The sequence below is a fragment of the uncultured Capnocytophaga sp. genome (genome assembly GCF_963525585.1).
Classification (GTDB): Bacteria; Bacteroidota; Bacteroidia; order Flavobacteriales; family Flavobacteriaceae; genus Capnocytophaga.
Window position 1 is genome coordinate 1 of sequence record NZ_CAURLX010000005.1, and the last position, 23,155, is coordinate 23,155.

Here is a 23,155-nt window from a genome sequence, read left to right on the forward strand (position 1 = left end):
AGGTACGCATTATTTTTGAATGTGCAAAATAAATTGATTACTTTTTTTACGGATAGAAAGTTAAAGTTTTATTAATGAAAAAACACGGAGTATATTCCGTGTTATTATAAGGTTGCACTTGTCTTTTTCTACAAAAAAAATGTACATTTCATTTTAAATTTATGTACATTTCGTTTTGCTGATTATATAAATAGGAAAACTATTTTAATTGAATATAATATTAATTTAAAAGTATATTCACTTTTTTTCGTATCTTTGCCCCTTAAACATTATTATACTGAATATTAAACGAATGAAAAATATCCGTAATTTCTGCATTATTGCACATATCGACCACGGTAAGAGTACCCTTGCTGACCGCCTACTCGACTTTACCCAAACTGTAACCGAACGCGAAAAACAAGACCAATTGCTAGATAATATGGACTTGGAGCGCGAGCGCGGCATCACTATCAAAAGCCACGCTATACAGATGGAGTACGTGTATAAAGGCGAAACTTATATCCTTAACCTTATCGATACCCCCGGTCACGTGGATTTCTCTTACGAAGTATCGCGCTCTATAGCTGCTTGCGAGGGGGCGCTACTGATAGTAGATGCAGCCCAAAGCATTCAGGCTCAGACGATTTCTAACCTGTACTTGGCTCTTGAAAACGACCTTGAAATCATACCCATACTCAACAAAATAGACCTACCCAGCGCTAACCCCGAAGAGGTGAAAGACGATATTGTAGACCTACTGGGCTGCTCCCCTGATGATATTATCCCTGCCAGCGGTAAGACCGGCTTGGGCGTTGAGGCCATTTTAGAGGCGATTATCGAGCGTATTCCTGCTCCTAAAGGCGACCCTAAAGCACCGCTGCAAGCCCTTATCTTCGACTCGGTATACAACTCTTTCCGCGGAGTGGAGACTTACTTCCGTGTGATGAATGGCGAGATACGCAAAGGGCAGAAAATCAAGTTTATGTCCAACGGCAAGACCTACGATGCCGACGAGGTGGGTACCCTCAAGCTCAACCAAGTGCCTAAGCAAGTGATTAGTGCCGGCGATGTGGGCTACCTCATCACCGGTATCAAAGATGCGCGCGAGGTGAAAGTGGGCGATACCATTACCTCGGCAGTAGATGGCTGTAAGGAGGCTATCGACGGCTTTGAGAACGTAAAACCGATGGTATTCGCGGGTATCTATCCGGTAGATACTGAAGATTACGAAGAGCTACGCGCCTCGATGGAAAAACTACAGCTAAACGATGCTTCACTGGTGTTTACCCCAGAGAGTTCGGCGGCTTTGGGCTTTGGTTTCCGTTGTGGTTTCTTGGGTATGCTACACTTAGAGATTGTGCAAGAGCGTTTAGAGCGCGAGTTTGGTATGACCGTAATTACCACGGTGCCCAACGTAAGTTATCACGCCTTTACCAAGAAAGAACCTGAAAAAGCGATTATCGTTAATAACCCATCAGACCTGCCCGACCCTTCCAAATTAGACCGTGTAGAAGAGCCTTACATCAAAGCGAGTATCATCACCAAATCGGACTTCGTAGGGCAAGTAATGTCGCTCTGTATAGAAAAACGCGGACAGATAACCAATCAGCACTACTTAACCCCTGAGCGTGTAGAGCTAAACTTTGATATGCCTTTGGCCGAGATAGTGTTTGACTTCTACGACCGCCTCAAAACGGTGAGCAAGGGCTATGCTTCGTTTGACTACTCCCCTATCGGAATGCGTGCTTCTAACCTTGTGAAGGTGGATATTCTTATCAACTCGCAGTCCGTCGATGCGCTTTCGGCTCTTATCCACGCCGATAATGCTTATAATATAGGTAAGAAGATGTGCGAGAAGCTGCGTGAGCTCATACCGCGCCAGCAGTTCGACATTCCGATACAGGCAGCTATTGGGGCTAAAATCATCTCGCGTGAGACCATTAAAGCCTTGCGTAAGGACGTTACTGCCAAATGTTACGGAGGGGATATCTCGCGTAAGCGTAAGCTCTTAGAGAAACAGAAAGCCGGTAAGAAGCGTATGCGCCAAGTAGGGAATGTGGAAATACCACAAAGTGCGTTTATGGCGGTGCTGAAACTGAATGACTAGTCCGTAGCACGGTCGGCCAAAAATATAAAGTCTAAATACTTATCATTATGTCAGAAAACAAAGAACTAACGAATTTTGTTAAAGAAACAGGCAGTCAATTAGTAGGAAATTTGTATACAGATTTTCTTCAGCCTTCTATAAAAACCTTAGGTACAACACTTGGTAGTGTTGTAGAGCTTGTAACATTATTTCAAGTACCTATTCAGTATGTAAATGAAAAAGTTAAGCTTAACTTTTCTAAAAGGTTAAAAGAGTATGCTAAAAAGTTAGAAGAAATTCCTGATGAAAAGAAATGTGAAGTCAATCCTCAAATAGGAGTTCCTATAATGGAAAGATTAGGTTATACAACTAATGATGAAATTGCTGATTTATTTACAAATTTACTAACAAAAGCAAGTTCTGTAGATACTGTTAATTTGGCTCACCCAAGCTTTGTGCAACTAATAGAAAGATTATCAGTTGATGAGGCAAGAATTATAAAGTATCTTGTAGATGAAGATTATATTTTGTCTTTATCAATTAAAATTATAACTAATGATGAAGGAAGTTATTTAGAGCCAGTAAGAAATAGAACCTTAATTTCCAATAGAGTACATTTAGAATTTCCTGAAAATGAAGGTGTCTATTTAGATAATTTAGTAAGTATGGGAATATTAGATATAGCTCAAGGCAGACATCTATCGGATGAAGCATTATATGAACCTCTTTTAGAGAAATATTCTGTACGAAAAGCAGTAGGATTCAATATTAAAAAAATAGAATATCCAAAATCATTTTACCTAATTACAGATTTCGGAAAGTCTTTTATAAAAGCTTGTAATAATATTCAATAATTCACTAACCATTTAAACTTATATTTTATGCCTGTAAAATACAATGTAGTAGAGCGTAAGAATCTGTTAGATAAAACAGCGACTCCCAAGTTTTATGCCAGTGCCAAAGCTGATGGAGAAATCTCTTTAAAGGCTCTTGCCAAAGAAATTGCTCAAAATAGCACTACTGTATCGGATACCGATGTATTGGCTGTGCTTAACGACCTTACCAAAGTGCTTGTTAGGCACCTATCAGAGGGCGAAATTGTGAAGTTGGGTGACTTTGGTAACTTCCAAATTACCCTCACCAGCGAGGGCGCTCCTTCTGCCGAGAAGTTCACCGCTTCACACATCAAGGGTAACAAAATTCAGTTCCGCCCAGGTGCCGACCTCCGCGATATGCTCAAAACCGTTAAGTACGAAAAATACAAGAAATAACCTCTCTTATCACACCTATATATGCGTGAGCTTACAGGTATATACCCGCAGGCTTACGCATATATACAGATAAAGCATTAGATATATACCCGTGAAGTGATGGGTATATACTCATAAGGAAAGCTATTTTCTTGGTTGAATTCAAAATTATGAAACAAAAACTTCGGAAGTTAATACATAAAGACAAAGAATATTTATATCGGGTAGATACCGTCTATAATAGGAAAAAGGATCAAAACTCGCTACTTTCGGTACGTATTTTCTTAAATGGGGAGAAAAATACGCCCTTGTGTGTTGATTTTATCACGATTGAAGATGAATTTATGGGGCAACCTCTGAATGGAAATATCAAATTGCTGAATAAAACTACACAAACCGAAGATAACATCAACCTCAATGAACCTAAATATATCCCCAAACTTATTGACTGGGGTACAGCACAAGGGTGGATAGGAAGTAATAAAATAGCTCCCCTCAATGGGGTACTCTTTTTGCAGTTATTGGGTTATGATACTACTCCCTTACAAACAAAAGAAAGATAATGATAGAAAAATCCTTTCCCTCTTACCTGCAGAAAGATGCTACTAAAATAGCAGATTTTCTACAGCAAAATAACCCTAAGGACTTCAAAACTATAGGAACGGAAGCTGTTTGCCTCAAAGGGGAATTTTTGGAGTTACCTCAAAGAGTCTATTTTGGAGAATACAATACCCAAAGTCTGACTTTAGTTCAAGAGCAAATGCTTAGTTGCTTGTATTTGTGTCATTGTAATGGTCATTTAAGAGAATATTACTTAAGAAAAGTATTGGAGGTGAAAGAAGATTTTGCTTTGCCCTTTATCGCCAAACTTTTTGGGGATTATGTGATAGAAATATTAGAAGTGCTTCACCACAAACTTCCTAATGATACTCGTAATAAATTAAGGGATTTCTTTCGTGAAAATCCTTCTTATCAAAAGCGTATAGAAAGCCGTATAGCTAGTTATTGGGATCTTTTCTATCAAAATATTTATCCTTATTTAAAAAAATATGTAGGCTACCAATTATTTCAAACTATCGTAAAATAAAAGAAATGACGCGATTCATTACTCAAAAAGATTTACTACGGGAATCAATGAAGAGAATAAACTACAAAGTCGCAATGAAATTGCAAATACCAGGAACAATTACCCCTATAAGTCTCAGTTACGAACTGAAAAACAGTGAGTTTGTATTGGATTTCATTGAAGAAGTACTGAAACATTAAAATAGCCCAAACGCTAAAAAAATGTTGTTTGGGCTATTCTCTCTAATAATTCCTTAAGGACAGGAAGTTCATCAATAGTTACTAATTGCTGTTTGTATTCCTTAAAATGAGGAATACCTTTGAAATAATTTGTATAATGCCTGCGGGTCTCAAGGATTCCTAAGCGTTCTCCTTTCCACTCTACCGCCCAAAGCAAATGTTGTAAGGCTGCCTGAGCACGTTGAGCTATGGTAGGAGGAGCAATCTTTTCACCTGTTTTAAGGTATTGTTTTATTTCATCAAATATCCAAGGATAACCAATGGCTGCTCTTCCTATCATTATTCCATCTACTCCATAGGTATTTTTGTAAAGGAGTGCTTTCTCAGGAGAATCAATATCTCCATTTCCAAAAATAGGAATATGAATGCGGGGGTTGTCTTTTACTTTAGCAATATATGACCAATCTGAATGCCCCTTATACATCTGGGTACGAGTGCGGGCGTGGATAGAGAGAGCTTGTATGCCTACATCCTGCAGGCGTTCGGCTACCTCTTCTATATTGATAGCATCACTATCCCAACCTAAACGTGTTTTGACCGTTACAGGTAGGTGAGTACTCTTAACAACTGCTTGGGTGAGGCGTACCATCAGGTCAATATCCTTAAGAACAGCAGCTCCAGCTCCCTTGGCTACCACTTTCTTAACAGGACAACCAAAATTAATATCTACTACATCAGGGGAGACTGTTTCCACTATTCGAGCCGAAAGAGCCATTGCTTCCTCATCTCCTCCAAATATCTGGATACCTACGGGGCGCTCGTCATCAAAAATATCCAATTTTTGCCTACTTTTCATTGCATCCCGTATAAGCCCTTCAGAGGAAATAAACTCACTGTAAAGCATATCTGCCCCGTGTAGCTTACACAATATCCTGAAAGGAGGATCACTTACATCCTCCATTGGGGCTAATAGTAAGGGAAATTCTCCCAAGGATACTGAACCTATCTTTACCATTCTTTATAATTCTATTTGGAATAACTCTGACAGATAGAGAGCTACTCCATCTTCCTTATGATGATGAGTGGTGGCATTGGCTATTGCTTTAACCTCTTCACGAGCATTGGCTACAGCTACTCCTAAGCCCACTGCTTCAAGCATCTCTTGGTCATTATAATTATCTCCAAAAGCGATTGCCTCTGCAAGAGTAATATCTGGGTGATGTGCTAGGAAAACATTTATCCCTGTGAGCTTAGAAATTCCTTGTAAGGTGATTTCTATATAAGTATTCTTTGCTCTGTAGAGTTGTAATTGTCCGCTCATTTTTTCCTGCAACAGTTGCCACATTTTCTCTATAAAATGCTCTTCTCCCATTAACATTAGCTTATGAGCTCCCTTATTCTGAGCTTTCCAAAGAGAAATAACCTCTTCATTAGGCTTTACCACGGGTTTTGTACAAGTATTTCGCTCTTCTCTCTCTGCCCAAGCATCTGTCTGAGGTACATACCATTCGTTATAGTTATAGAAGCTAATATGTACTTTGCCTTCAGCATATTGGTGATTCATTGCTACAATTTCCTCACAAAGGGTAATGGGAATTTCTACCGAATGAAGTTGTTTTTCCCCATCCAGTACCAAGGCTCCATTATAAGCAATCAGAGGCATCCTTAAAATCCCTGCTTTTTCCTGTAAATAATACATCTGTACAGGCATTCGTGAAGAAACCAATACAATGGGTAGGCGATCTTTGAGCTCAGAAAGAACTTTTATCGTTTTCTCTGAAAGGGTTCTTTGAGCATCTAAGAGAGTGCCATCTATATCCGAAAATAAAATTTTGTATGACATTGATTTGTAATTAATAAGTTTCCAACATATCCACCTCAGCAGCTCGGAGAAGGAAGTTATGTAGTTTGTAGTTTTCTATAAAAGGAGGTAATTTTTCACTGCCTGGTCCATACATTGCTAATTCTGTATAATCAGAGGAGTGATCCATACTAATCCATCCTACCGATGTATATTTTCTCTGGAGCTCTCCCAATAGGAAATAAGGAAGATTTAGATAATTATAGAGCCCTCCTTCTCGCTCTTCGCCTTTATAATAGTATAAAATATGTTCTACCTCTTCATCTGTAAAAGGAATATTTCCAAAATTATACATCAAAAGCTCTTTGACTTTGCTTATACTATCACTTACATTGATACTTTGAAGCGTATAATCATTAGAATGGCGGAATTTGGCTATATTATCAAAATTTCTATTACATTCTTCTCCATAAATAAGACCTGGATTCGCATTACCGTGATCAGAAGTAACCACCACAAGGGTATTTCCGTCCTTCTTGGCAAAATCGATAGCTACCTTAACAGCATCATCAAAAGCTAATTGATCAAAAATAAGCGCCCCTATATCATTCCCGTGAGCTGCCCAATCCACTTTTCCTCCTTCTACTTGTAGAACAAAACCTTGCTTATGGTCCTTCATCATCTCAATTGCTTTCTCTGTCATCTGTGCCAAAGTAGGAATTTCCTTATATCCATTGGTATGAGTTTCATCTATGGTGTAAGGTAATGGATCGTGATCAAAAACTCCCAAAAGAGGTGCATTTTTAGGAGCCTCTTTCATCTGAGTTACATTTTTAACCACTGTAAATCCTTTTGCTTTGTATTCGGCATACATATCTCGCTTATCTTTTCGCTTTTCTGGATTAAAATATTTATCTCCACCTCCCATCATTACATCAAAGCGTAAATCAAGATATTTTTCAGCAATTTTTGGTTGTGATTTTCTTTCTTTGCTATTAACACAGAAGCCTGCAGGAGTTGCGTGGGTGATGGGAACTGTGGTTACACAACCTGCCTTTTTGCCTGCTTTCTTAAATTTTTGGAAAATAGGCGTATATTCCTCTCCATTTACGCCTATATTAATCATTCCATTGATAATTCTATGCCCACAGCCCCAAGAGGAACTTGCCGCAGAAGAGTCGGTAACCAAAGAACTTGCAGATTGCATATCCATAGAGGCTTTTACAGCCAAGTTCTGTTCATAAAGGGAAATCCAAGCAGTACTACGACCTAAAATGCGCTTGGAATAAAGATCAGCCATTACCAACGTTCCTATACTCATTCCATCACTTACCAAAAAGATAATATTCTTGGCTTTTTTGCGAGCAAAAGCCTCTGTGGCTTGTGCTTTTGCTATAGAAGGAATAAAGAGTGAACTTGCTCCTGCTAATAGCGAATTTTTTAAGAAGTTTCTTCTTTGCATTTTTTAGAAATTTAACAATTAACTATTTATAATTTTAATTTTATCTATTCAAAAATTTGACCGTAAAAGTAAGATTTCTTTCAAAGGTTACCAAGTTAATTTTATAGTTTATTTCGCTAATGTTTTATTATAATTTTACATTATAGTTATTATATATGATCCATCTTTAGCTTTACTATAAAGGTAGCTCCCTCCCCTTCTTGAGAATCTAGAGTAATCTCTCCATTATGTGCTTTTACAATATGTTTCACCATAGCTAGTCCCAAGCCAGAACCAGAATTCTTAGTAGTAAAATTAGGCTCAAAAATTCGTTCTTGCAGCTCCAAGGGAACTCCATTTCCATTATCCTTAACTATTATACAGACCTCATTATCTTCTACAGAAGAAATTATCTCTATTTTAGGTTCTATAACATTCTCTGTGGCATATATTGCATTCTTAAGGAGGTTGGTGAGCATTCTATTAATCTGATTTTTATCTACAGAAATGTAAATATGATTTAATTCACTTGTAAAATGAATATAAGGTATATCAAAAACCGCTATAGTCCGCTTAATAATAGTATTCATATCCTCTATTTCTTTCTTTTGAACAGGCATAGAAACCAAAGAAGAAAAAGCATCCGATATATCACTAAGAGTATCTATATGCTGGAGGAGCATTTGTGTAAAATTATGTACCTTTTCTTGAGATTGCGGGTCTTGAGGGTCAAACTTACGATCAAAATTCTGCACACTTAATCGCATAGGAGTTAGTGGATTTTTTATCTCGTGAGCTATTTGTTTTGCCATATCTTTCCAAATTCGCTCTCGTTCTATTTTAGCTAAAGCTTTTTTACTTTTTTCTATTTCATCAACCATCTCATTATAAGAGAAAATGAGTTCTCCTATTTCTGTGGTTGTATTTTTGAGGTTAATTTTCTCATTCTTTCCCAAAAAATGTGTTGTCCTAAGTTTCTTTTGTATCACCTTGAAAGAATGAGTGATATACCGCGAAATAAGAAAAGCAATTCCTATGGTAATAAGCAAAATTACCACATATACCCAACCCAAATTATACAATGAATTAAGCAAAAAACCCTCATTGAATGTATCATTCTCAAAATGAGGAATATGCAGAATCAATAAAGGTTTATATTGTAAATCATTAATATAAGAATAGGAATATTGAAAACTATCTTCATTGGTAACCGTTTGGAAGACTAACCGCTTATCCACAGAATTAGACAAGTGATCAAGTATAGTATCAGAGATACACTGATGTAATTCATTATTCCTAAGAGCAGCTTGAGAACTTATCAAGAAAGTTCCATTAATACTATAAAGATTAAAGTTTGTATTCTCTATATCTGCTATACGGTATATCTCTTCTCGGAAAATAAGAGGGATATATTTGTCTTCCACGGGAAAAGTTGTCTGAGAGAATACATAACGTATTTGCATTATCAGCTGTTGCTCCTTATGCAGAAGACGCTCACTATGATAAGTCTGAGATTGTTTTCTATACTGAAAAATTGTAACTATAGCTATAGCTACAAAAGATATTATAGTGATACCAATAAGGCTCACAAAGATACGAAAACGTAGGGATTGCAATGTTCTTTTGGAGGGAATAACTCTCACTGATAACTCTCACTATAAAATTGAGGCAAATTTACAAAAAATAATATTGGAAAACTAATAAAAAATGAATCCCTTTTTGTCAAAAATAAATTGTACTTTTGCACTCAAAATATATAAAAAATTATTCTAATTATTTATCCTTAAGAAAACGTAATGATTACCATAAAAAAAATTAACAATAAAAAGGAAATGCTTGATTTTGTAAAATTTCCTTTTTCATTATATAAAAATAGTAAAACTTGGGTTCCGCCTCTCATCTCAGAGGAATTGGCTACTTTTGATCCTAAGAAAAACCCCGTTTTTGAATATTGTGAAGCCTTTTTCTATCTTGCTTACAAAGAGCAAAAAATAGTAGGACGTATTGCTGTTATCATTAATCATTATGAGATTAACAAAGGTGTGAGAAAAGTACGTTTTGGGTGGCTAGATATGATTGATGATATAGAAGTCACCAAAGCACTTCTAGAAAAAGCCATAGAGAAAGGAAAAGAAAAAGAACTGGATTATGTGGAAGGTCCTATGGGATTCTCTAATATGGATAAAGTGGGGGTCCAGACCTATGGTTTTGATCACATAGGAGGAATGGTCACTTGGACTAATTATCCTTACTATGTAGAACATTTCAACCAATTAGGTTGGCAGAAAGAAAAAGGATATGTAGAGTCCTTATTCTACCTCAAAGATGTGAATTATGATACTTACAAGAAAGCTGGAGATGTGGTAGAACGCCGTTATGGGCTTTCCTACGCTCCTATAAAAACAAATAAGGATATTATTCCTTATATAGATGAAATGTTCGACTTATTCAACACCTCTTATGCAAATCTTTCCTCTTTTATTCCTGTCTCTGAAAAACAAAAAGAATATTTTAAGAAAAAGTATATTCCTTTTGTACTTCCTGAATTTATCAAATTTATCCTAGATAAAAATGGAAAAATTATCTGCTTTGCCATTATGATTCCTTCTTTCTCTGAAGCCCTCCAGAAAGCAAGAGGTCATCTCTTTCCTTTTGGGTTCTTCCACTTATGGAAGGCTCGAAAAAATCCCAAAATATTAGAATTCTACCTTATAGGAATTAGTCCTGAATATCAGTCTAAAGGAATCCCTGCAATGCTATTCCGTGATTGTTATTTACTATTCAAGGAAAAAGGAATTGAAAAATGCATTATTACTCCTGAATTAGAAGATAATATTGCTATACAGAAGCTCTGGAAAAACTTTAATCCTGTTGATTTTGGTCGTAGAGCTACTTTTAGATTTGATATAAATAATTGATATTCTATATATTAAAAAATTATATTTTTTCCTAAAAATATTTTAAAGAAAAATTTTGAGAATTAGAAAAAAATAATTATCTTTGCGCAAAGATAAAAATCTATTATGAAAACGCTTCTAAAGACTGTAACTATTATAGATAGTAGCAGTCCTTACCACTTGAAAAAACAAGATATCCTGATCGAAAATGGGGTTATCAAGCAGATAGCTCCAGAGATTCTTTCCACTGAAGAATACAAAGTGATATCCAACTGTTATGTCTCTCAAGGATGGGCTGATAGTAGTGTAAGTTTCGGAGAACCAGGATATGAAGAACGTGAAACCTTAAATAATGGCTTACAAGTAGCTAGCCAAAGTGGTTTCACTCAGGTGATGCTCAATCCTACTACACATCCTATCAGTGATACACGTAGCCAAATTAGTTATCTAAAAAAAGCTTCCGAAGGAAGTACTACTCAAATATTCCCAATAGGAGCTCTTACCACTCAGAGCCAAGGAGCTTATCTGGCTGAGCTCTATGATATGCAACAAGCTGGAGCAGTTGCTTTTGGAGATTACAAACGAACTATTTCTCAGGCTAATTTGTTAAAAATAGCCTTACAATATACACAACCTTTTAATGGTATTGTGATCTCTTTTGCTTGTGATTCTTCCATTATGGGTAAAGGAGTGGTTAATGAGCATATTTCTGCCACTAGGTTAGGCCTAAAAGGAATCCCTGCTCTTGCTGAAGAAATTATTATTGCAAGAGATTTGGCTGTTTTAGAATATGCTGGAGGCAGGCTTCATATCCCTACTATTTCCACAAAAAAATCATTAGAACTCATCACTCAAGCCAAAGAGAAAGGACTAGATGTGTCCTGTAGTGTAGCTACTTATAACTTACACTTGACAGATGATGTTTTAGATAATTTCAACACAAATTATAAATTACTTCCTCCTTTGAGAAATCTATCACAAGTAGAAGCTCTACAGGAAGGTGTAAAAAATGGAGTTATAGATATGGTTACTTCTGACCATTTCCCTCTTGATATTGAATGCAAAGCTAAAGAGTTTGACTTAGCTGATTTTGGAACCATTGGTTTAGAAAATAGTTTTGGAATCCTCTTACAGCACTTTTCGTTAGAAAAGACTATTGAAATGCTTACCAATGCCAAAAAACGTTTTGGACTTCCCTCCTACTCCATTAAAGAGGGAGCTAAAGCGAATATAACACTTTTCACCATTGAGGGTGAATCCATTTTTACCGTAAATTCCATAAAATCTTCTTCAAAAAACTGTGCTTTTCTAGGAGAAAAAATGAAAGGAAATATTCTCGGTGTAATTACTGGATAGAAGAGACTTATTCTTTAAAAAAAATGCAAAAATATTAATTCCTTACTCAAAAAAATCAATCAACAAGTAAACCTTAACCAATTTTTATTGACAAAAGTTGTACTTTCTTATGCTCAAACATTAGGCGAATAATTTGTTTCTACTTTTTTTAACCAAAAAGCAACTCAAGCAATTTCTTCACCTAAATTAAATTCATTTCTTTCCTAAACAAAGAATTCCTATCCCCTCTCCTGTAGAGGACACGTTCGTATTTACTTTTTTTAAAACCAAAATTGAAAAGTTTTTCATTAAACTACTTGGTAAGACCTGCTACTAAAGAGCAGGAAAATGGGAAATTCCCTGCAATTTTTTTACTACACGGTTATGGAAAAGACAAAGAGGAATTATTTTCTATGGCCAATGAACTCCCTCAAGAGTATACAATTATCTCTGTACAAGCTCCTTACAAGTTATCTGACACAGAATTTTTCTGGTATGCCATTGAACTAGTTTCCTCCAAATGGTGTGACATTGTTCAGGCACAAGCAACTCAATATAAGCTACTAACTTTTATTGAAGAATGTTGTAAAAAATATTGTCTGGACACTGATAAGATTACACTTCTAGGTTTTGATCAAGGAGGTATTCTAGGACTTTCTTTAGCAATCTCATATCCTGAAAAAGTACAAAAGGTAGTTGCTCTAAATAGTTTTATAGATAAAAAACTACTAATCTTTGGCTATCAAAAGAATAACTTTGAGAAGCTGAAAGTGTGTATGTTACACGGATTTTCCAATAGTGTCATTCCTATAGAATGGGCACAAGAGACTATTTCCTTCTTAAAAAGTTTACATATTGCAAATTATTTTGAAATATTCCCTTGTGGACATAATATCTCTCCTGAGATGTTCTATAGTTTCAAAAAATGGATTGAAGAAGAACTGTAATACTATTTATGTACGTGTAAGCCACACTCCTTATTGGTCTTGCTCTCCCACCACCATCTTCCAGCTCGGAAATCCTCTCCTTGCTTGATGGGTCGAGTGCAGGGAGCACAGCCAATACTGGGATAGCCCTTATCGTGCAGAGGATTATAAGGAATTCCTTTCTTTCTTAGGAAAGAGAGTACTTCCTCTGTTGTCCAATGTAGAATTAAATGTAATTTTATAATAGAATTGGACTCATCCCATTCTATGATAGGCATTTTTTCTCGATTAGGAGATTGTTCAGAGCGAAGTCCTGTAATCCATACTTTATTTCCTGCCAAGGCTCTTTTAAGAGGCTCTACCTTACGAATATAACAGCATTGTTGGCGTAAAGGGACTGAGTCATAGAAGGCATTGATTCCATTCTCTTGAACATATTCCTCTATCTCTTGTGCATTAGGATAGTAGGGAGTAATTCGTGTGTGATAGAATGAATTGGTATTTTCCCAAGTGGTATAGGTTTCATAGAATAATCGTCCTGTATCAAGTGTAAAGATTTTTATGGGTATTTTATTTCTAAGAATAAAGTCTGTTATTACTTGGTCTTCCATTCCAAAGCTAGTTGAGAAGACAACCCCATTAGGATATTTCTGAACCAGAAGATGAAGAATTTCTACCTCTGTAAGATTCTTAGTTTCTTCTAGTAGATGTTGTATTTCTAATATCATTTTACTTTATTGTAATTAACTTTTCCTATTGTTCCTCTTCTATAAGGATATCTGGGTAGAGGAAATTATTATAAGGGAAGCGTGTGATATGTATTTCTCGTACTTTTTTATATACTTTTTCACGAAATTCCTCAATATTCTCTTTATTAATAGCAGAAATAAAGAGTGTATCGCCATTCATACGGTTCATCCAAGTTTGTTTCCACTCTTCAAGAGTAAAGTGCCTAGAAGTTCTTTCTGTCAAAAGGTCATCTTGTTCTATTTCCTGATGTGTATAAGCATCTATTTTATTAAAAACCATTATAGTTGGTTTCTCAAGGCTCTTTATTTCAGAAAGTATTTGATTAACAGAAGCAATATGTTCTTCAAAATTAGGATGCGAAATATCCACTATATGCAGGAGTAAGTCAGCATCTCTTACTTCATCAAGGGTACTTTTGAAAGACTCTATAAGTTGAGTAGGAAGCTTTCTGATAAAACCAACAGTGTCACTCAAAAGAAAAGGCAAGTTTCCAATCACAACCTTACGCACTGTAGTATCCAAGGTAGCAAAAAGCTTATCTTCTGCGAAAACATCACTCTTACTAATAAGATTCATTAGAGTTGATTTTCCGACATTGGTATAACCAATAAGAGCTACACGTACCAAGGCTCCTCTATTGCCTCTCTGTGTAGCCATTTGCTTATCTATTGTTTCTAATTTCCTCTTAAGCAAAGCTATTCTGTCACGTACAATTCGGCGGTCTGTTTCTATCTCTGTCTCGCCAGGTCCTCTCATCCCTATCCCCCCTCTCTGCCGTTCTAAGTGTGTCCAAAGTCCTGTCAATCTAGGTAAAAGATACTGATACTGAGCAAGTTCTACTTGAGTGCGTGCATAACTTGTTTGAGCTCTTTGAGCAAAAATATCTAATATAAGTGTTGTCCTATCTAGAATTTTCTTTCGTAGGATTTTTTCTATATTATTCTGTTGGGCAGGCGTCAGTTCATCATCAAAAATGACAGTTCCTATATCATTCTCTTCAACAAACTGTGCCAATTCTTCCATCTTCCCTGTACCTATAAAAGTCTTAGGATGAGGAGCTTCCATTCGCTGAGTAAATCGCTTAATAACTTCTCCTCCTGCAGTATAGGTAAGGAAAGCTAATTCATCTAAATATTCATTAACCTTCTCTTCATTTTGGGTGGAGGTAATAACTCCCACCAAAACAACCTTTTCATAATCTAAGTTCTTTTTTTCTAACACGTGTATCTTTTTTACAGAGGCAAATATACGTTATTTTTTAAAATTATGACTTATGCCTTTCTCAAGATCGGATTCAGTTCCTCATCGTTATACATCTTCATTTGCTTGTATACCTTCATATATTTTCGTCCTGCGGCGATGTCGTCCAAGAGTTGGTCAAGGGCAAGAGAGAGGTCTTCTCGCTGCTGAAGGAGTACTTGAAGTTTCTCACGGCACTTGGCTATATGTTCGGCTGTGGCATCTGTGCGTTCGGTTTCCTGTTGCATATGGTAGATTTTTAGGGCTAAAATAGAAAGCCTATCCACCGCCCAAGCAGGACTCTCGGTATTAATGGTTGCCCCTGCTTGTGGGGTTACATCCTTATATTGGTGTAGGAAATAACTATCTATATACTCCACGGTATCGGTACGGTCTTGGTTGGACGCATCTATTTTTCGCTTGAGTAGGAGAGCTTCCTTGGGGTCAATGGCAGGATCACGAATGATATCTTCATAGTGCCATTGTACGGTATCTATCCAATTTTTACGGTACAATAGGTGCTCAATAGTCTTGCTATCGTACGGATTTTCAAAGGGTTGATTCACATCATCGGCTATATGATAGCGTAGGATACTCTCCCAAAAAATGTCATAGGCTAATTTACTAAACATATTCCTTGTTTTATTTGCAAAAATATCGTTATTTTGCGTAATAAAAAAATTTATTTTTGAACAAATGATCATTCACTCTTTTGACCAGGTCCCCTCCTTATTTTTGGAGTTTGTGGCAGAACTTAGAAATGTTGATATCCAACAGGATAGAATGCGCTTCAGAAAGAACTTAGAGCGTATAGGGGAACTCTTGAGCTATGAGATGAGCAAGACGCTCCCCTACCAAGTACAGCGGATTACCACCCCCTTGGGGGAAAAGGATATTCCCTTGATACAGGATAAGATTGTGGTATGTTCTATACTTCGCGCAGGACTAGCATTGCACCAAGGTATATTGAATTTCTTTGACAAAGCGGACAACGCCTTTATATCCGCCTACCGCAAACATACCTCCCCTTCCGAGTTTGAAATCTTAGTCGAATACTTAGCCTCTCCCTCCCTTCAGGACAACATCCTTATCTTGGCCGACCCTATGCTGGCCACAGGGCGTTCGTTTGTCAATGTATATAACTCTCTCCAACCGCTGGGTACTCCTAAGGAAATACATCTTTTTGCAGTCATTGGCTCTAAACAAGGATTGGAGTACGTCAGCCAACATTTCCCAGAAAATGCCCACTTATGGATTGCCACCATAGACGATCACTTGAATGAAAATAGTTATATCGTCCCAGGCTTAGGTGATGCAGGTGATTTGGCTTTTGGAGAAAAAATGCAAGGATAATTTTGAAAAAACTGTCTTTTCTTATAGTCTTTATAGCCTTTTTAGGGTGTCAGTTTACGCTGGCGCAGGATACTTTGCGTACCAAGCGCATTCTAAATGACTCACTGAAGGCTAAAAATGATTCTCTTTATAAGAAAATAGAACTCAAAACACAAAGAAGCAAACTTGGTCGTAAGTTCCACGAACTCTTTTTTTCCTCCATAAAAACTAATCCTTCTACCCCTATTCCTATAAAGAGAAAGGAAGAATCCATTTGGAGAGATTTTCAAGGAAAAATTATTCGTAATATTGAGATAACCACCTATGATCCATTAGGTTTTGATGAAAAAGATAGTACTAAAACGCCTAATAAATGGGAATATCTAGGAAATATCTTCCATAATAAAACTAAGAATAAAATTGTAGAACGATTGCTCCTTTTTAAGCAATATCTACCTCTGGATTCTGTAAAAATAAAAGAATCTGCTCGTATTCTTCGTAATCAATATCATATCCGCAGGGTGAGTATTCTCCCCATCACTACCACAAGTAAAGATTCTATTGATATAAGAGTAAAAGTTCTTGATAGCTGGAGCCTATATGCTGATGCTGATGGTTCTCTCAATCACGGGACTATACGTATTTTTGAGAGAAATTTCCTAGGTTTAGGACATCAAATATCTACCCGATACAGCCAGGAACTCTCAGGAAGTACACGTCCTAGTTTTGGTTTTGATTACGAAATTCCCAACCTTTATGCAACAACTCTTAATACTGCCTTAGGATACTCTCTTGATTTTGATAGATATTATTATAAATATTGGTCTTTAACTCGTCCTTATTATTCCCTCTATACCCGCTGGGCAGCAGGAGCGAATGCCTACCAACGCACTTTTGAAGACCGTATTCTAAAGAATGATTCCCTTTATCGGCAGGACTTCAAAGTCCTAGGCAAAAACATCTGGGGAAGTATTTCTTTCCCTATTTTGCAAAAATATACTCCTAATAACCGTGTTACCAACTTAGTTCTTTCCTTAAGGTATTATGAACTGGATTACCTAAAAGCTCCTGATACCTTTCTTGATCAAAATCATTTTTATTCTGATAGAAAAACCTTACTCACATCTATCGGAATCAATCACATTGGATATGAGCAAGATAGATATATTTTCAGGCATCAGGATATAGAAGATATCCCTATAGGGAAAAGCATCACTCTTCTAGGAGGGTTTCAAGAAAATCTCTCCCAAATACGCCCTTATTTAGGTGGGAGGGTAATGTATGGCGATTATTTTCCCCTAGGATATTTTGCTGGAAACATCCAATTAGGGAGTTTTTTCCTTGATAAAAAACACAAACAGACAACCTTCAGTGGAGAATTTACTTATTTTTCCCCCTTATTCCGAATAGGAAGATGGCATTTTAGACAATTTGCCAAATGGCACTCTGTTCTAGGATTTTCAAGAAAGGATTTTATAAAAGATCGGATTACACTGAATGGTCGTACAGGGATTCTTGGATTTGATAGCCCTATCCTCTCAGGAACTCGTAAATCTATATTTACATTACAAACACAATCGTACTCTCCTTTTTCTCTATTAGGATTCCGTATGAGTCCTTTCCTAATGGCTGATATAGGATTCATTGGTAATGAAACTCATTCTGTACTCAAAGATGAGGTATTTACCAAATTTGGTATTGGTTTTTATATCACAAATGACTATATTCCTTTAGGAAACTTCCAATTTTCTTTTGTTTTCCTTCCTAGAATTCCTGGAGTTGGAAATAATATACAAAAATTTACAGGAATTGGCAATACAGACTTCAGACTCCCTTATTTTAACTATCATATTCCTGAACTCATTCGTTATGAATAAACTCTAAAGCACTTCTTTTAACCCAAAATTATTGGACAAAGTAATAGGTTTTCTCAAAAAAAAATTGTACCTTTGCCTTAAGTTATTATTAATATTTTTATTTTATATAAAATAATGAATCATTCACACATTGAGAATTTTGTACGTGATATTCCTGATTTTCCTAAGAAAGGTGTACTCTTCAAGGATATCACTCCTTTACTAGCAAATGTAGAAGCCTCACAGGCTATGTTAGAAGAATTGCTAGCTCCACTAAAAAATATCAAAATAGATAAAGTCGCTGCTATTGAAAGTAGAGGTTTTTTCTTTGGAATTCTTATAGCTCAAGCACTTGGAGTGGGATTTATTCCTATTAGGAAACCTGGAAAGCTCCCTGCTGAAACTATTACTGAAAGTTACAGTTTAGAATATGGGAGTAGCAATTTAGAAATCCACACTGATGCCATCTTGCCAGGGGAAAAAGTCCTCCTACACGATGATGTTCTCGCTACAGGAGGGACAGCCTTTGCTGCTACAAGACTTATAGAACGCCTTGGTGGAGAGGTAGTACAATGTGCTTTCCTTATGGAACTATCCTTCTTGAACGGACGCGAAAAATTACATAAATATCAAATAAATAGTATTTTAAATTATTAATTATGATGAAAAAAATGTTCACAGCACTTATTCTAATGAGTGTAAGTCAGGCTTTTGCGCAAGATAACCTTATCAATGCATTAGCTAACAATCAAGGAAAAGATGTACAAAAGTACTATCAGATTAAGCCTATATTTGCTATAGGAGTTACAGATGTAAAAGACCAAGGCCATAGTGGTACCTGCTGGAGCTACGCTGGTTCTTCTTTCCTAGAGTCAGAAATGATAAAAAAGAAAAAACAACCTGTAGACTTGGCAGAAATCTATACTGCTCGCAAGGTCTATTTAGAAAAAGCTATTAATTACCTTCGTATGCACGGAGCTCTTACTTTTGCTGATGGAGGTGAGCTACACGATGTAATTAATATGTATCATAAGTATGGAGCTGTTCCGCAATCTGCTTATTCTGGGCTTATTAATGGAGCTACTAAGAACAATTTCAAAGAAATGCGCCAAGAATTGGAAGCTTATGTAAAAGAAATTGTAACTACAGAAAAAGTTCCTGATAATTGGAAAGAAGTTTTTGAGCAAAAAATGGATTCCTATTTAGGAGCTGTGCCCAAAACATTTATGTACAACGGAAAGATGTACACTCCTGAAACTTTTGCTAAAGAAGTCGTAGGATTACAGGACGAAAAGTATATCAATATGATTTCCGTAGAAAGCAAGCCAAAGTATCATAACACTCTTATGGCTGTTCCTGATAACTGGAGTTTTGACTATGCTTTCAATGTAAATATGGAAGATCTTATCCGAACTATTGATTATGCGTTAAGCAAAGGATATACTGTGGGCTGGGGAGCCGATGTTTCTGAAAAATCCTTCAGTTGGAAGAATGGACTTGCTCTTGTTCCCGAAAAAGACTACAAAGACCTAAGCGAAGCAGAACAAAAAGAATATTTCCACACTTATTGGAATGAAAAGGAAATTACTCCAGAGATGCGTCAGAAAGCCTTTGATAATTATGAAACTACCGATGACCACGCTATGCAAATCGTAGGGCTTGCTAAGGATCAGAAAGGTAGAGAATATTACATTGTGAAAAACTCTTGGGGAACTAATAATGATAACAAAGGTTATCTTTACGTTTCTAAAAACTATGTTCGTTACAAAACAATGGCTATCTTAGTAAATCAGAAAGGAACTCCTAAAGATTTGCTTAAAAAATTCAAAAAAGCTCCTTATGTAAGCTAGTTTGTTTTTCTTATAAATAGAAGATGTCCAAGGAAAATTGATATTGAATTTACTCTTTATATTTGCTTTATAAACTAATATTTAATAGGATTTATTAGCATTTTTAAAATTAGTGAATATAAATATCCTTTCTTGGACATTTTCATTTTAACAGATAGTAATATTTAGGACAAAAATAAAAAACGTATAAATTTCTAAAATTATTAAAAATGATAAAGAAAATATTTTCCGCTCTTATACTAATAAGTATGGGGCAAGCATTTGCTCAAGAGAATCTCATTAATGCTTTGGCTAATAATAAAGGAAAGGATATACAAAAGTATTACCAAATCACCCCTATTTTAGCCTTGGACGCCACAGAAGTAAAAAATCAAGGCTGGAGTGGTACCTGCTGGAGTTATGCGGGTTCTTCTTTTCTAGAATCCGAATCTTTAAAAAAGAAAAAACAGCCTATTGACCTAGCTGAAATCTATACTGCTCGAAAGATTTATCTTGATAAAGCCATTAATTATGTTCGTATGCACGGAGCTTTGAACTGGGGAGATGGAGGAGAACCTCACGATGTAATAAATAGCTACTGTAAATATGGAGCTATTCCGCAATCAGCTTATTCTGGGCTTATTAATGGAGCTACTTATAATAACTTTGATGAAATGCAAAAGGACCTAACTCCTTATCTAAAAGAATTAGTTAAGATGAAGAAGCTTCCTGATAACTGGAGAGAAGTCTTTGAGCAAAAAATGGATTCTTACTTAGGAGCTGTTCCTCAGACGTTTATATACAATGGAAAAATGTATAATCCGCATACTTTCGCCAAGGAAGTCGTAGGATTAGAAGATGAAAAGTACATAGAAATGATTTCTGTAGAAGACAAACCTAAATACCAGAATACACTTATGGCTGTTCCTGATAACTGGAGCTATGATTATGCTTTCAATGTAAATATGGAAGACTTTATTACAACTATTGATTATGCTCTTAGTAAAGGTTATACTGTAGGTTGGGAAGCTGATGTTTCTGAAAAATTCTTTAGTTGGCAAAATGGACTAGCTATTATTCCTGAAAAAGATTTTGACTCCCTAACCACAGAAGAACAAAACAACTATTATCATACCTATTGGAAAGAAAAAGAAATTACTCCTGAATTACGCCAAAAAGCTTTTGATAACTATGAAACTCTTGATGACCATTCTATGCATATTGTTGGTCTTGCAAAGGATCAAAACGGAAGAGAATATTACATAGTAAAAAATTCTTGGGGTACAGAAAATGATAACAAGGGTTATCTTTATGCCAGTAAGAACTATGTTCGCTACAAAACTATAGCCATTCTAGTAAATCAAAAAGCGACTCCTAAGTTTTTATTGAAAAAATTTAAAAATGCTTCTTATAAAAGTTTTTAAATTATTTTTTTATAAAAAGGCTATCCTTTGGGATAGCCTTTTTTATTGTATCAGTCCATCAACTATTCGGATTGTTCTTTGTGTTTGTGCTGCGATATCTTCTTCGTGAGTAACAATAATTATTGTAGTACCTCTTTGGTTGATATCCTTAAAAATTTGCATTACCTCATTCGTTGTTTTCGAATCTAACTGCCCTGTAGGCTCATCTGCTAAAAGTAAAGGCGCATCTGCTATAAGAGCTCTCGCTATAGCCACTCGTTGGCGTTGCCCTCCTGAAAGTTCGTTGGGAAAATGTTTTGCCCAATTAGCTAATCCCAAAGGTTCTAATTTCTCCATAGCTAATCTCTCTCTTTCTTTTTTTGGAACATCCTGATAGAATAGCGGAAGAGCCACATTCTCAAGTACATTCTTATAGGAAATAAGATTTGCAGCTTGGAAAACAAAACCTATATTTTTACTACGATAAGCAGACCGCTGTATGTTATTAAGCTCTTTCATATCTTTTCCATCAAAAAGATAAGTTCCGCTATCATAAGTATCCAAAAGCCCTATAATATTCATCAAAGTAGATTTTCCTGATCCTGAAGCTCCCATAATAGAAACCATTTCTTTCTTCTCTACTTGCAAATTAACGCCTTTAAGCACTTGTAATGTATCAAACTCGGTATGATAAGCCTTTTTTATATCAATTAGCTGAATCATTTTGTACAATTTTATCGTTAGAGGATATTCCTTTGATGATTTCTGTATATTTACCATCAGAAACACCTAATTCTATATATTTTTTCTCTAATTTATCAGCTTTTTTTACCCATACATAAGATGAATCATTTTTATAAACAATGTATTTTTCCTCAATTGAGGGAACTGCTTTCTTGCTTTCTAAAACAATTTCAGCCGTAGCAGAATACCCTGAACGAATGATTGGCATCTGTGATTGTACAGGAAACTCTGCTTCAAGGGTGTACTTCATTATACCGTTCTCAAGTGTTCCTTTTGAGGATATTTTTGTAATTTTAGCTTGGGTTCTGAGATCTTTATAAGCATTAAAAACTAAAGAAATACTATCTCCTAAATGAATATTTTCCAAATACTGTTCTGCTAATTGAGTACGAAAAACAAATTGTCCCATTTTTGCCAAAATAGCTACTGTTGTCCCTGAATTAAGTGTATTTCTCTCTATAACTGAGGCTCCTTCTTGTAAAGGAAGGTCAATAATAGTCCCTGAAATACTTGACTTAACTATATTAGAAATATTTTTATTTCCTTTTATTTTTCCTGTTTTCTGAATATCTAACTGATTTTGAGCAGAAGAGAGCTGTTCTCGAGCTGAATTATATTCTCGCTGGGCTGTTTCCATTGTTGCTTGAGAAATTGTCTGCGCTTCAAATAATTTCTGAGAGCGTTCATAAGATAGCTTAGCAGCCTGAAAATTAATCTGAGCCATTTTTAGATTATTTTCAAGCTTTTCCAGTTCTAATGTACTTGGAACAAGGCTGATAGAAGCTATAGGAGAGCTTTCCTCTACCATATCACCTATTTTTACAAAAATTTTATCGAGAACTCCCGATATTTGGGATTTTAATTCTATTTCTTTGACAGGATATACATTCCCTGGTATGTATATCTCCTCTTTTATATCTCTATTTTCCAAAGAAATAGATACTTGCTCAGGAAGAGAATCATTCTTCTTATTCCAAAAGAATATTCCTACTCCTAGAAGGAGTATTAGAATAATAAAAATACGAATTTTCTTTTTCAT

At 35.9% G+C, this 23,155-nt stretch carries 23 protein-coding genes; 14 read left to right on the forward strand and 9 right to left on the reverse strand.

The window, feature by feature from the left end; all coding sequences use genetic code 11:
- The first annotated feature begins 292 nt into the window (after positions 1-292).
- The 6 genes from lepA (at position 293) to RYK20_RS02275 (ending at position 4,584) form a co-directional block, all read left to right on the forward strand.
- Positions 293-2,089 carry a translation elongation factor 4 gene (gene lepA / locus RYK20_RS02250; RefSeq protein ID WP_107782137.1) on the forward strand — a complete coding sequence of 599 codons (1,797 nt, stop codon included), beginning with the start codon at positions 293-295 and terminating at the stop codon, positions 2,087-2,089.
- Positions 2,090-2,136: 47 nt separating this feature from the next.
- Positions 2,137-2,922, forward strand: coding sequence for a DUF4393 domain-containing protein (locus tag RYK20_RS02255; protein ID WP_314894266.1), 786 nt, complete (start codon positions 2,137-2,139; stop codon positions 2,920-2,922).
- 27 nt (positions 2,923-2,949) lie between these two features.
- Complete coding sequence (locus RYK20_RS02260; RefSeq protein ID WP_314894267.1) at positions 2,950-3,339, forward strand: HU family DNA-binding protein; 390 nt, start codon at positions 2,950-2,952, stop codon at positions 3,337-3,339.
- A gap of 149 nt (positions 3,340-3,488) precedes the next feature.
- Positions 3,489-3,881 carry a hypothetical protein gene (locus RYK20_RS02265; protein ID WP_314894268.1) on the forward strand — a complete coding sequence of 131 codons (393 nt, stop codon included), beginning with the start codon at positions 3,489-3,491 and terminating at the stop codon, positions 3,879-3,881.
- On the forward strand, positions 3,881-4,405 hold the full coding sequence (locus RYK20_RS02270; protein ID WP_297977965.1) for a hypothetical protein: 525 nt from the start codon (positions 3,881-3,883) through the stop codon (positions 4,403-4,405). The genes RYK20_RS02265 and RYK20_RS02270 overlap by 1 nt, the downstream gene beginning before the upstream one ends.
- 5 nt (positions 4,406-4,410) lie before the next feature.
- On the forward strand, positions 4,411-4,584 hold the full coding sequence (locus RYK20_RS02275; RefSeq protein WP_297977966.1) for a hypothetical protein: 174 nt from the start codon (positions 4,411-4,413) through the stop codon (positions 4,582-4,584).
- Between the two features lie 13 nt (positions 4,585-4,597).
- Here RYK20_RS02275 and dusB read toward each other — a convergent pair whose 3' ends face one another.
- From dusB to RYK20_RS02295, 4 genes are all read right to left on the reverse strand, one after another.
- A complete protein-coding gene (dusB, locus tag RYK20_RS02280) occupies positions 4,598-5,578 on the reverse strand; it encodes a tRNA dihydrouridine synthase DusB (RefSeq protein ID WP_314894269.1) in 981 nt (326 codons plus the stop codon).
- Positions 5,579-5,581: 3 nt separating this feature from the next.
- Positions 5,582-6,406 (reverse strand): HAD family hydrolase, encoded by an 825-nt coding sequence (locus RYK20_RS02285; protein ID WP_314894270.1) that lies wholly within the window; start codon positions 6,404-6,406, stop codon positions 5,582-5,584.
- 10 nt (positions 6,407-6,416) lie between these two features.
- Complete coding sequence (locus RYK20_RS02290; RefSeq protein ID WP_314894271.1) at positions 6,417-7,826, reverse strand: alkaline phosphatase; 1,410 nt, start codon at positions 7,824-7,826, stop codon at positions 6,417-6,419.
- A 149-nt stretch (positions 7,827-7,975) separates the two neighbouring features.
- The gene (locus RYK20_RS02295) at positions 7,976-9,448 is read right to left on the reverse strand and encodes an ATP-binding protein (RefSeq protein ID WP_314894272.1); all 1,473 of its coding nucleotides are present in this window, start codon (positions 9,446-9,448) and stop codon (positions 7,976-7,978) included.
- Positions 9,449-9,601: 153 nt separating this feature from the next.
- On the opposite strand from RYK20_RS02295, the gene RYK20_RS02300 reads away from it, so the two are divergent.
- The 3 genes from RYK20_RS02300 to RYK20_RS02310 all read left to right on the forward strand — a co-directional run bounded on the left by RYK20_RS02300 (position 9,602) and on the right by RYK20_RS02310 (position 12,984).
- Entirely contained in the window at positions 9,602-10,723 is a 1,122-nt protein-coding gene (locus tag RYK20_RS02300) for a GTP cyclohydrolase (protein WP_314894273.1), read from the forward strand.
- A gap of 105 nt (positions 10,724-10,828) precedes the next feature.
- The gene (locus RYK20_RS02305; RefSeq protein WP_314894274.1) at positions 10,829-12,058 is read left to right on the forward strand and encodes a dihydroorotase; all 1,230 of its coding nucleotides are present in this window, start codon (positions 10,829-10,831) and stop codon (positions 12,056-12,058) included.
- Positions 12,059-12,330: 272 nt separating this feature from the next.
- Positions 12,331-12,984 (forward strand): alpha/beta hydrolase, encoded by a 654-nt coding sequence (locus RYK20_RS02310; protein ID WP_297977973.1) that lies wholly within the window; start codon positions 12,331-12,333, stop codon positions 12,982-12,984.
- A gap of 2 nt (positions 12,985-12,986) precedes the next feature.
- Here RYK20_RS02310 and RYK20_RS02315 read toward each other — a convergent pair whose 3' ends face one another.
- Genes RYK20_RS02315 through RYK20_RS02325 form a run of 3 tightly spaced genes read right to left on the reverse strand, consistent with a single transcriptional unit; the run spans position 12,987 to position 15,584 of the window.
- Positions 12,987-13,691: a phosphoadenylyl-sulfate reductase gene (locus RYK20_RS02315; protein ID WP_314894275.1), complete on the reverse strand. Its 705-nt coding sequence runs from the start codon at positions 13,689-13,691 to the stop codon at positions 12,987-12,989.
- Positions 13,692-13,716: 25 nt separating this feature from the next.
- On the reverse strand, positions 13,717-14,934 hold the full coding sequence (gene hflX, locus RYK20_RS02320) for a GTPase HflX (protein WP_311455777.1): 1,218 nt from the start codon (positions 14,932-14,934) through the stop codon (positions 13,717-13,719).
- A 50-nt stretch (positions 14,935-14,984) separates the two neighbouring features.
- Positions 14,985-15,584 (reverse strand): DUF4254 domain-containing protein, encoded by a 600-nt coding sequence (locus tag RYK20_RS02325; RefSeq protein ID WP_314894276.1) that lies wholly within the window; start codon positions 15,582-15,584, stop codon positions 14,985-14,987.
- 64 nt (positions 15,585-15,648) lie between these two features.
- Here RYK20_RS02325 and upp point away from each other — a divergent pair, with 64 nt between their 5' ends.
- From upp to RYK20_RS02350, 5 genes are all read left to right on the forward strand, one after another.
- Complete coding sequence (upp, locus tag RYK20_RS02330) at positions 15,649-16,305, forward strand: uracil phosphoribosyltransferase (protein ID WP_298824839.1); 657 nt, start codon at positions 15,649-15,651, stop codon at positions 16,303-16,305.
- Between the two features lie 2 nt (positions 16,306-16,307).
- Positions 16,308-18,161 carry a hypothetical protein gene (locus RYK20_RS02335; RefSeq protein ID WP_314894277.1) on the forward strand — a complete coding sequence of 618 codons (1,854 nt, stop codon included), beginning with the start codon at positions 16,308-16,310 and terminating at the stop codon, positions 18,159-18,161.
- A gap of 114 nt (positions 18,162-18,275) precedes the next feature.
- Positions 18,276-18,797, forward strand: a complete 522-nt coding sequence (locus RYK20_RS02340; protein ID WP_314894278.1) for an adenine phosphoribosyltransferase — start codon at positions 18,276-18,278, stop codon at positions 18,795-18,797.
- Between the two features lie 2 nt (positions 18,798-18,799).
- Positions 18,800-19,990, forward strand: a complete 1,191-nt coding sequence (locus RYK20_RS02345; protein ID WP_314894279.1) for a C1 family peptidase — start codon at positions 18,800-18,802, stop codon at positions 19,988-19,990.
- Between the two features lie 209 nt (positions 19,991-20,199).
- Positions 20,200-21,393, forward strand: a complete 1,194-nt coding sequence (locus tag RYK20_RS02350; RefSeq protein ID WP_311455772.1) for a C1 family peptidase — start codon at positions 20,200-20,202, stop codon at positions 21,391-21,393.
- A 42-nt stretch (positions 21,394-21,435) separates the two neighbouring features.
- On the opposite strand, the gene RYK20_RS02355 is transcribed toward RYK20_RS02350, so the two are convergent.
- Entirely contained in the window at positions 21,436-22,095 is a 660-nt protein-coding gene (locus RYK20_RS02355; RefSeq protein WP_314603819.1) for an ABC transporter ATP-binding protein, read from the reverse strand.
- The gene (locus RYK20_RS02360; protein WP_297977983.1) at positions 22,079-23,155 is read right to left on the reverse strand and encodes an efflux RND transporter periplasmic adaptor subunit; all 1,077 of its coding nucleotides are present in this window, start codon (positions 23,153-23,155) and stop codon (positions 22,079-22,081) included. Before RYK20_RS02360 ends, RYK20_RS02355 begins: the two co-directional genes overlap by 17 nt.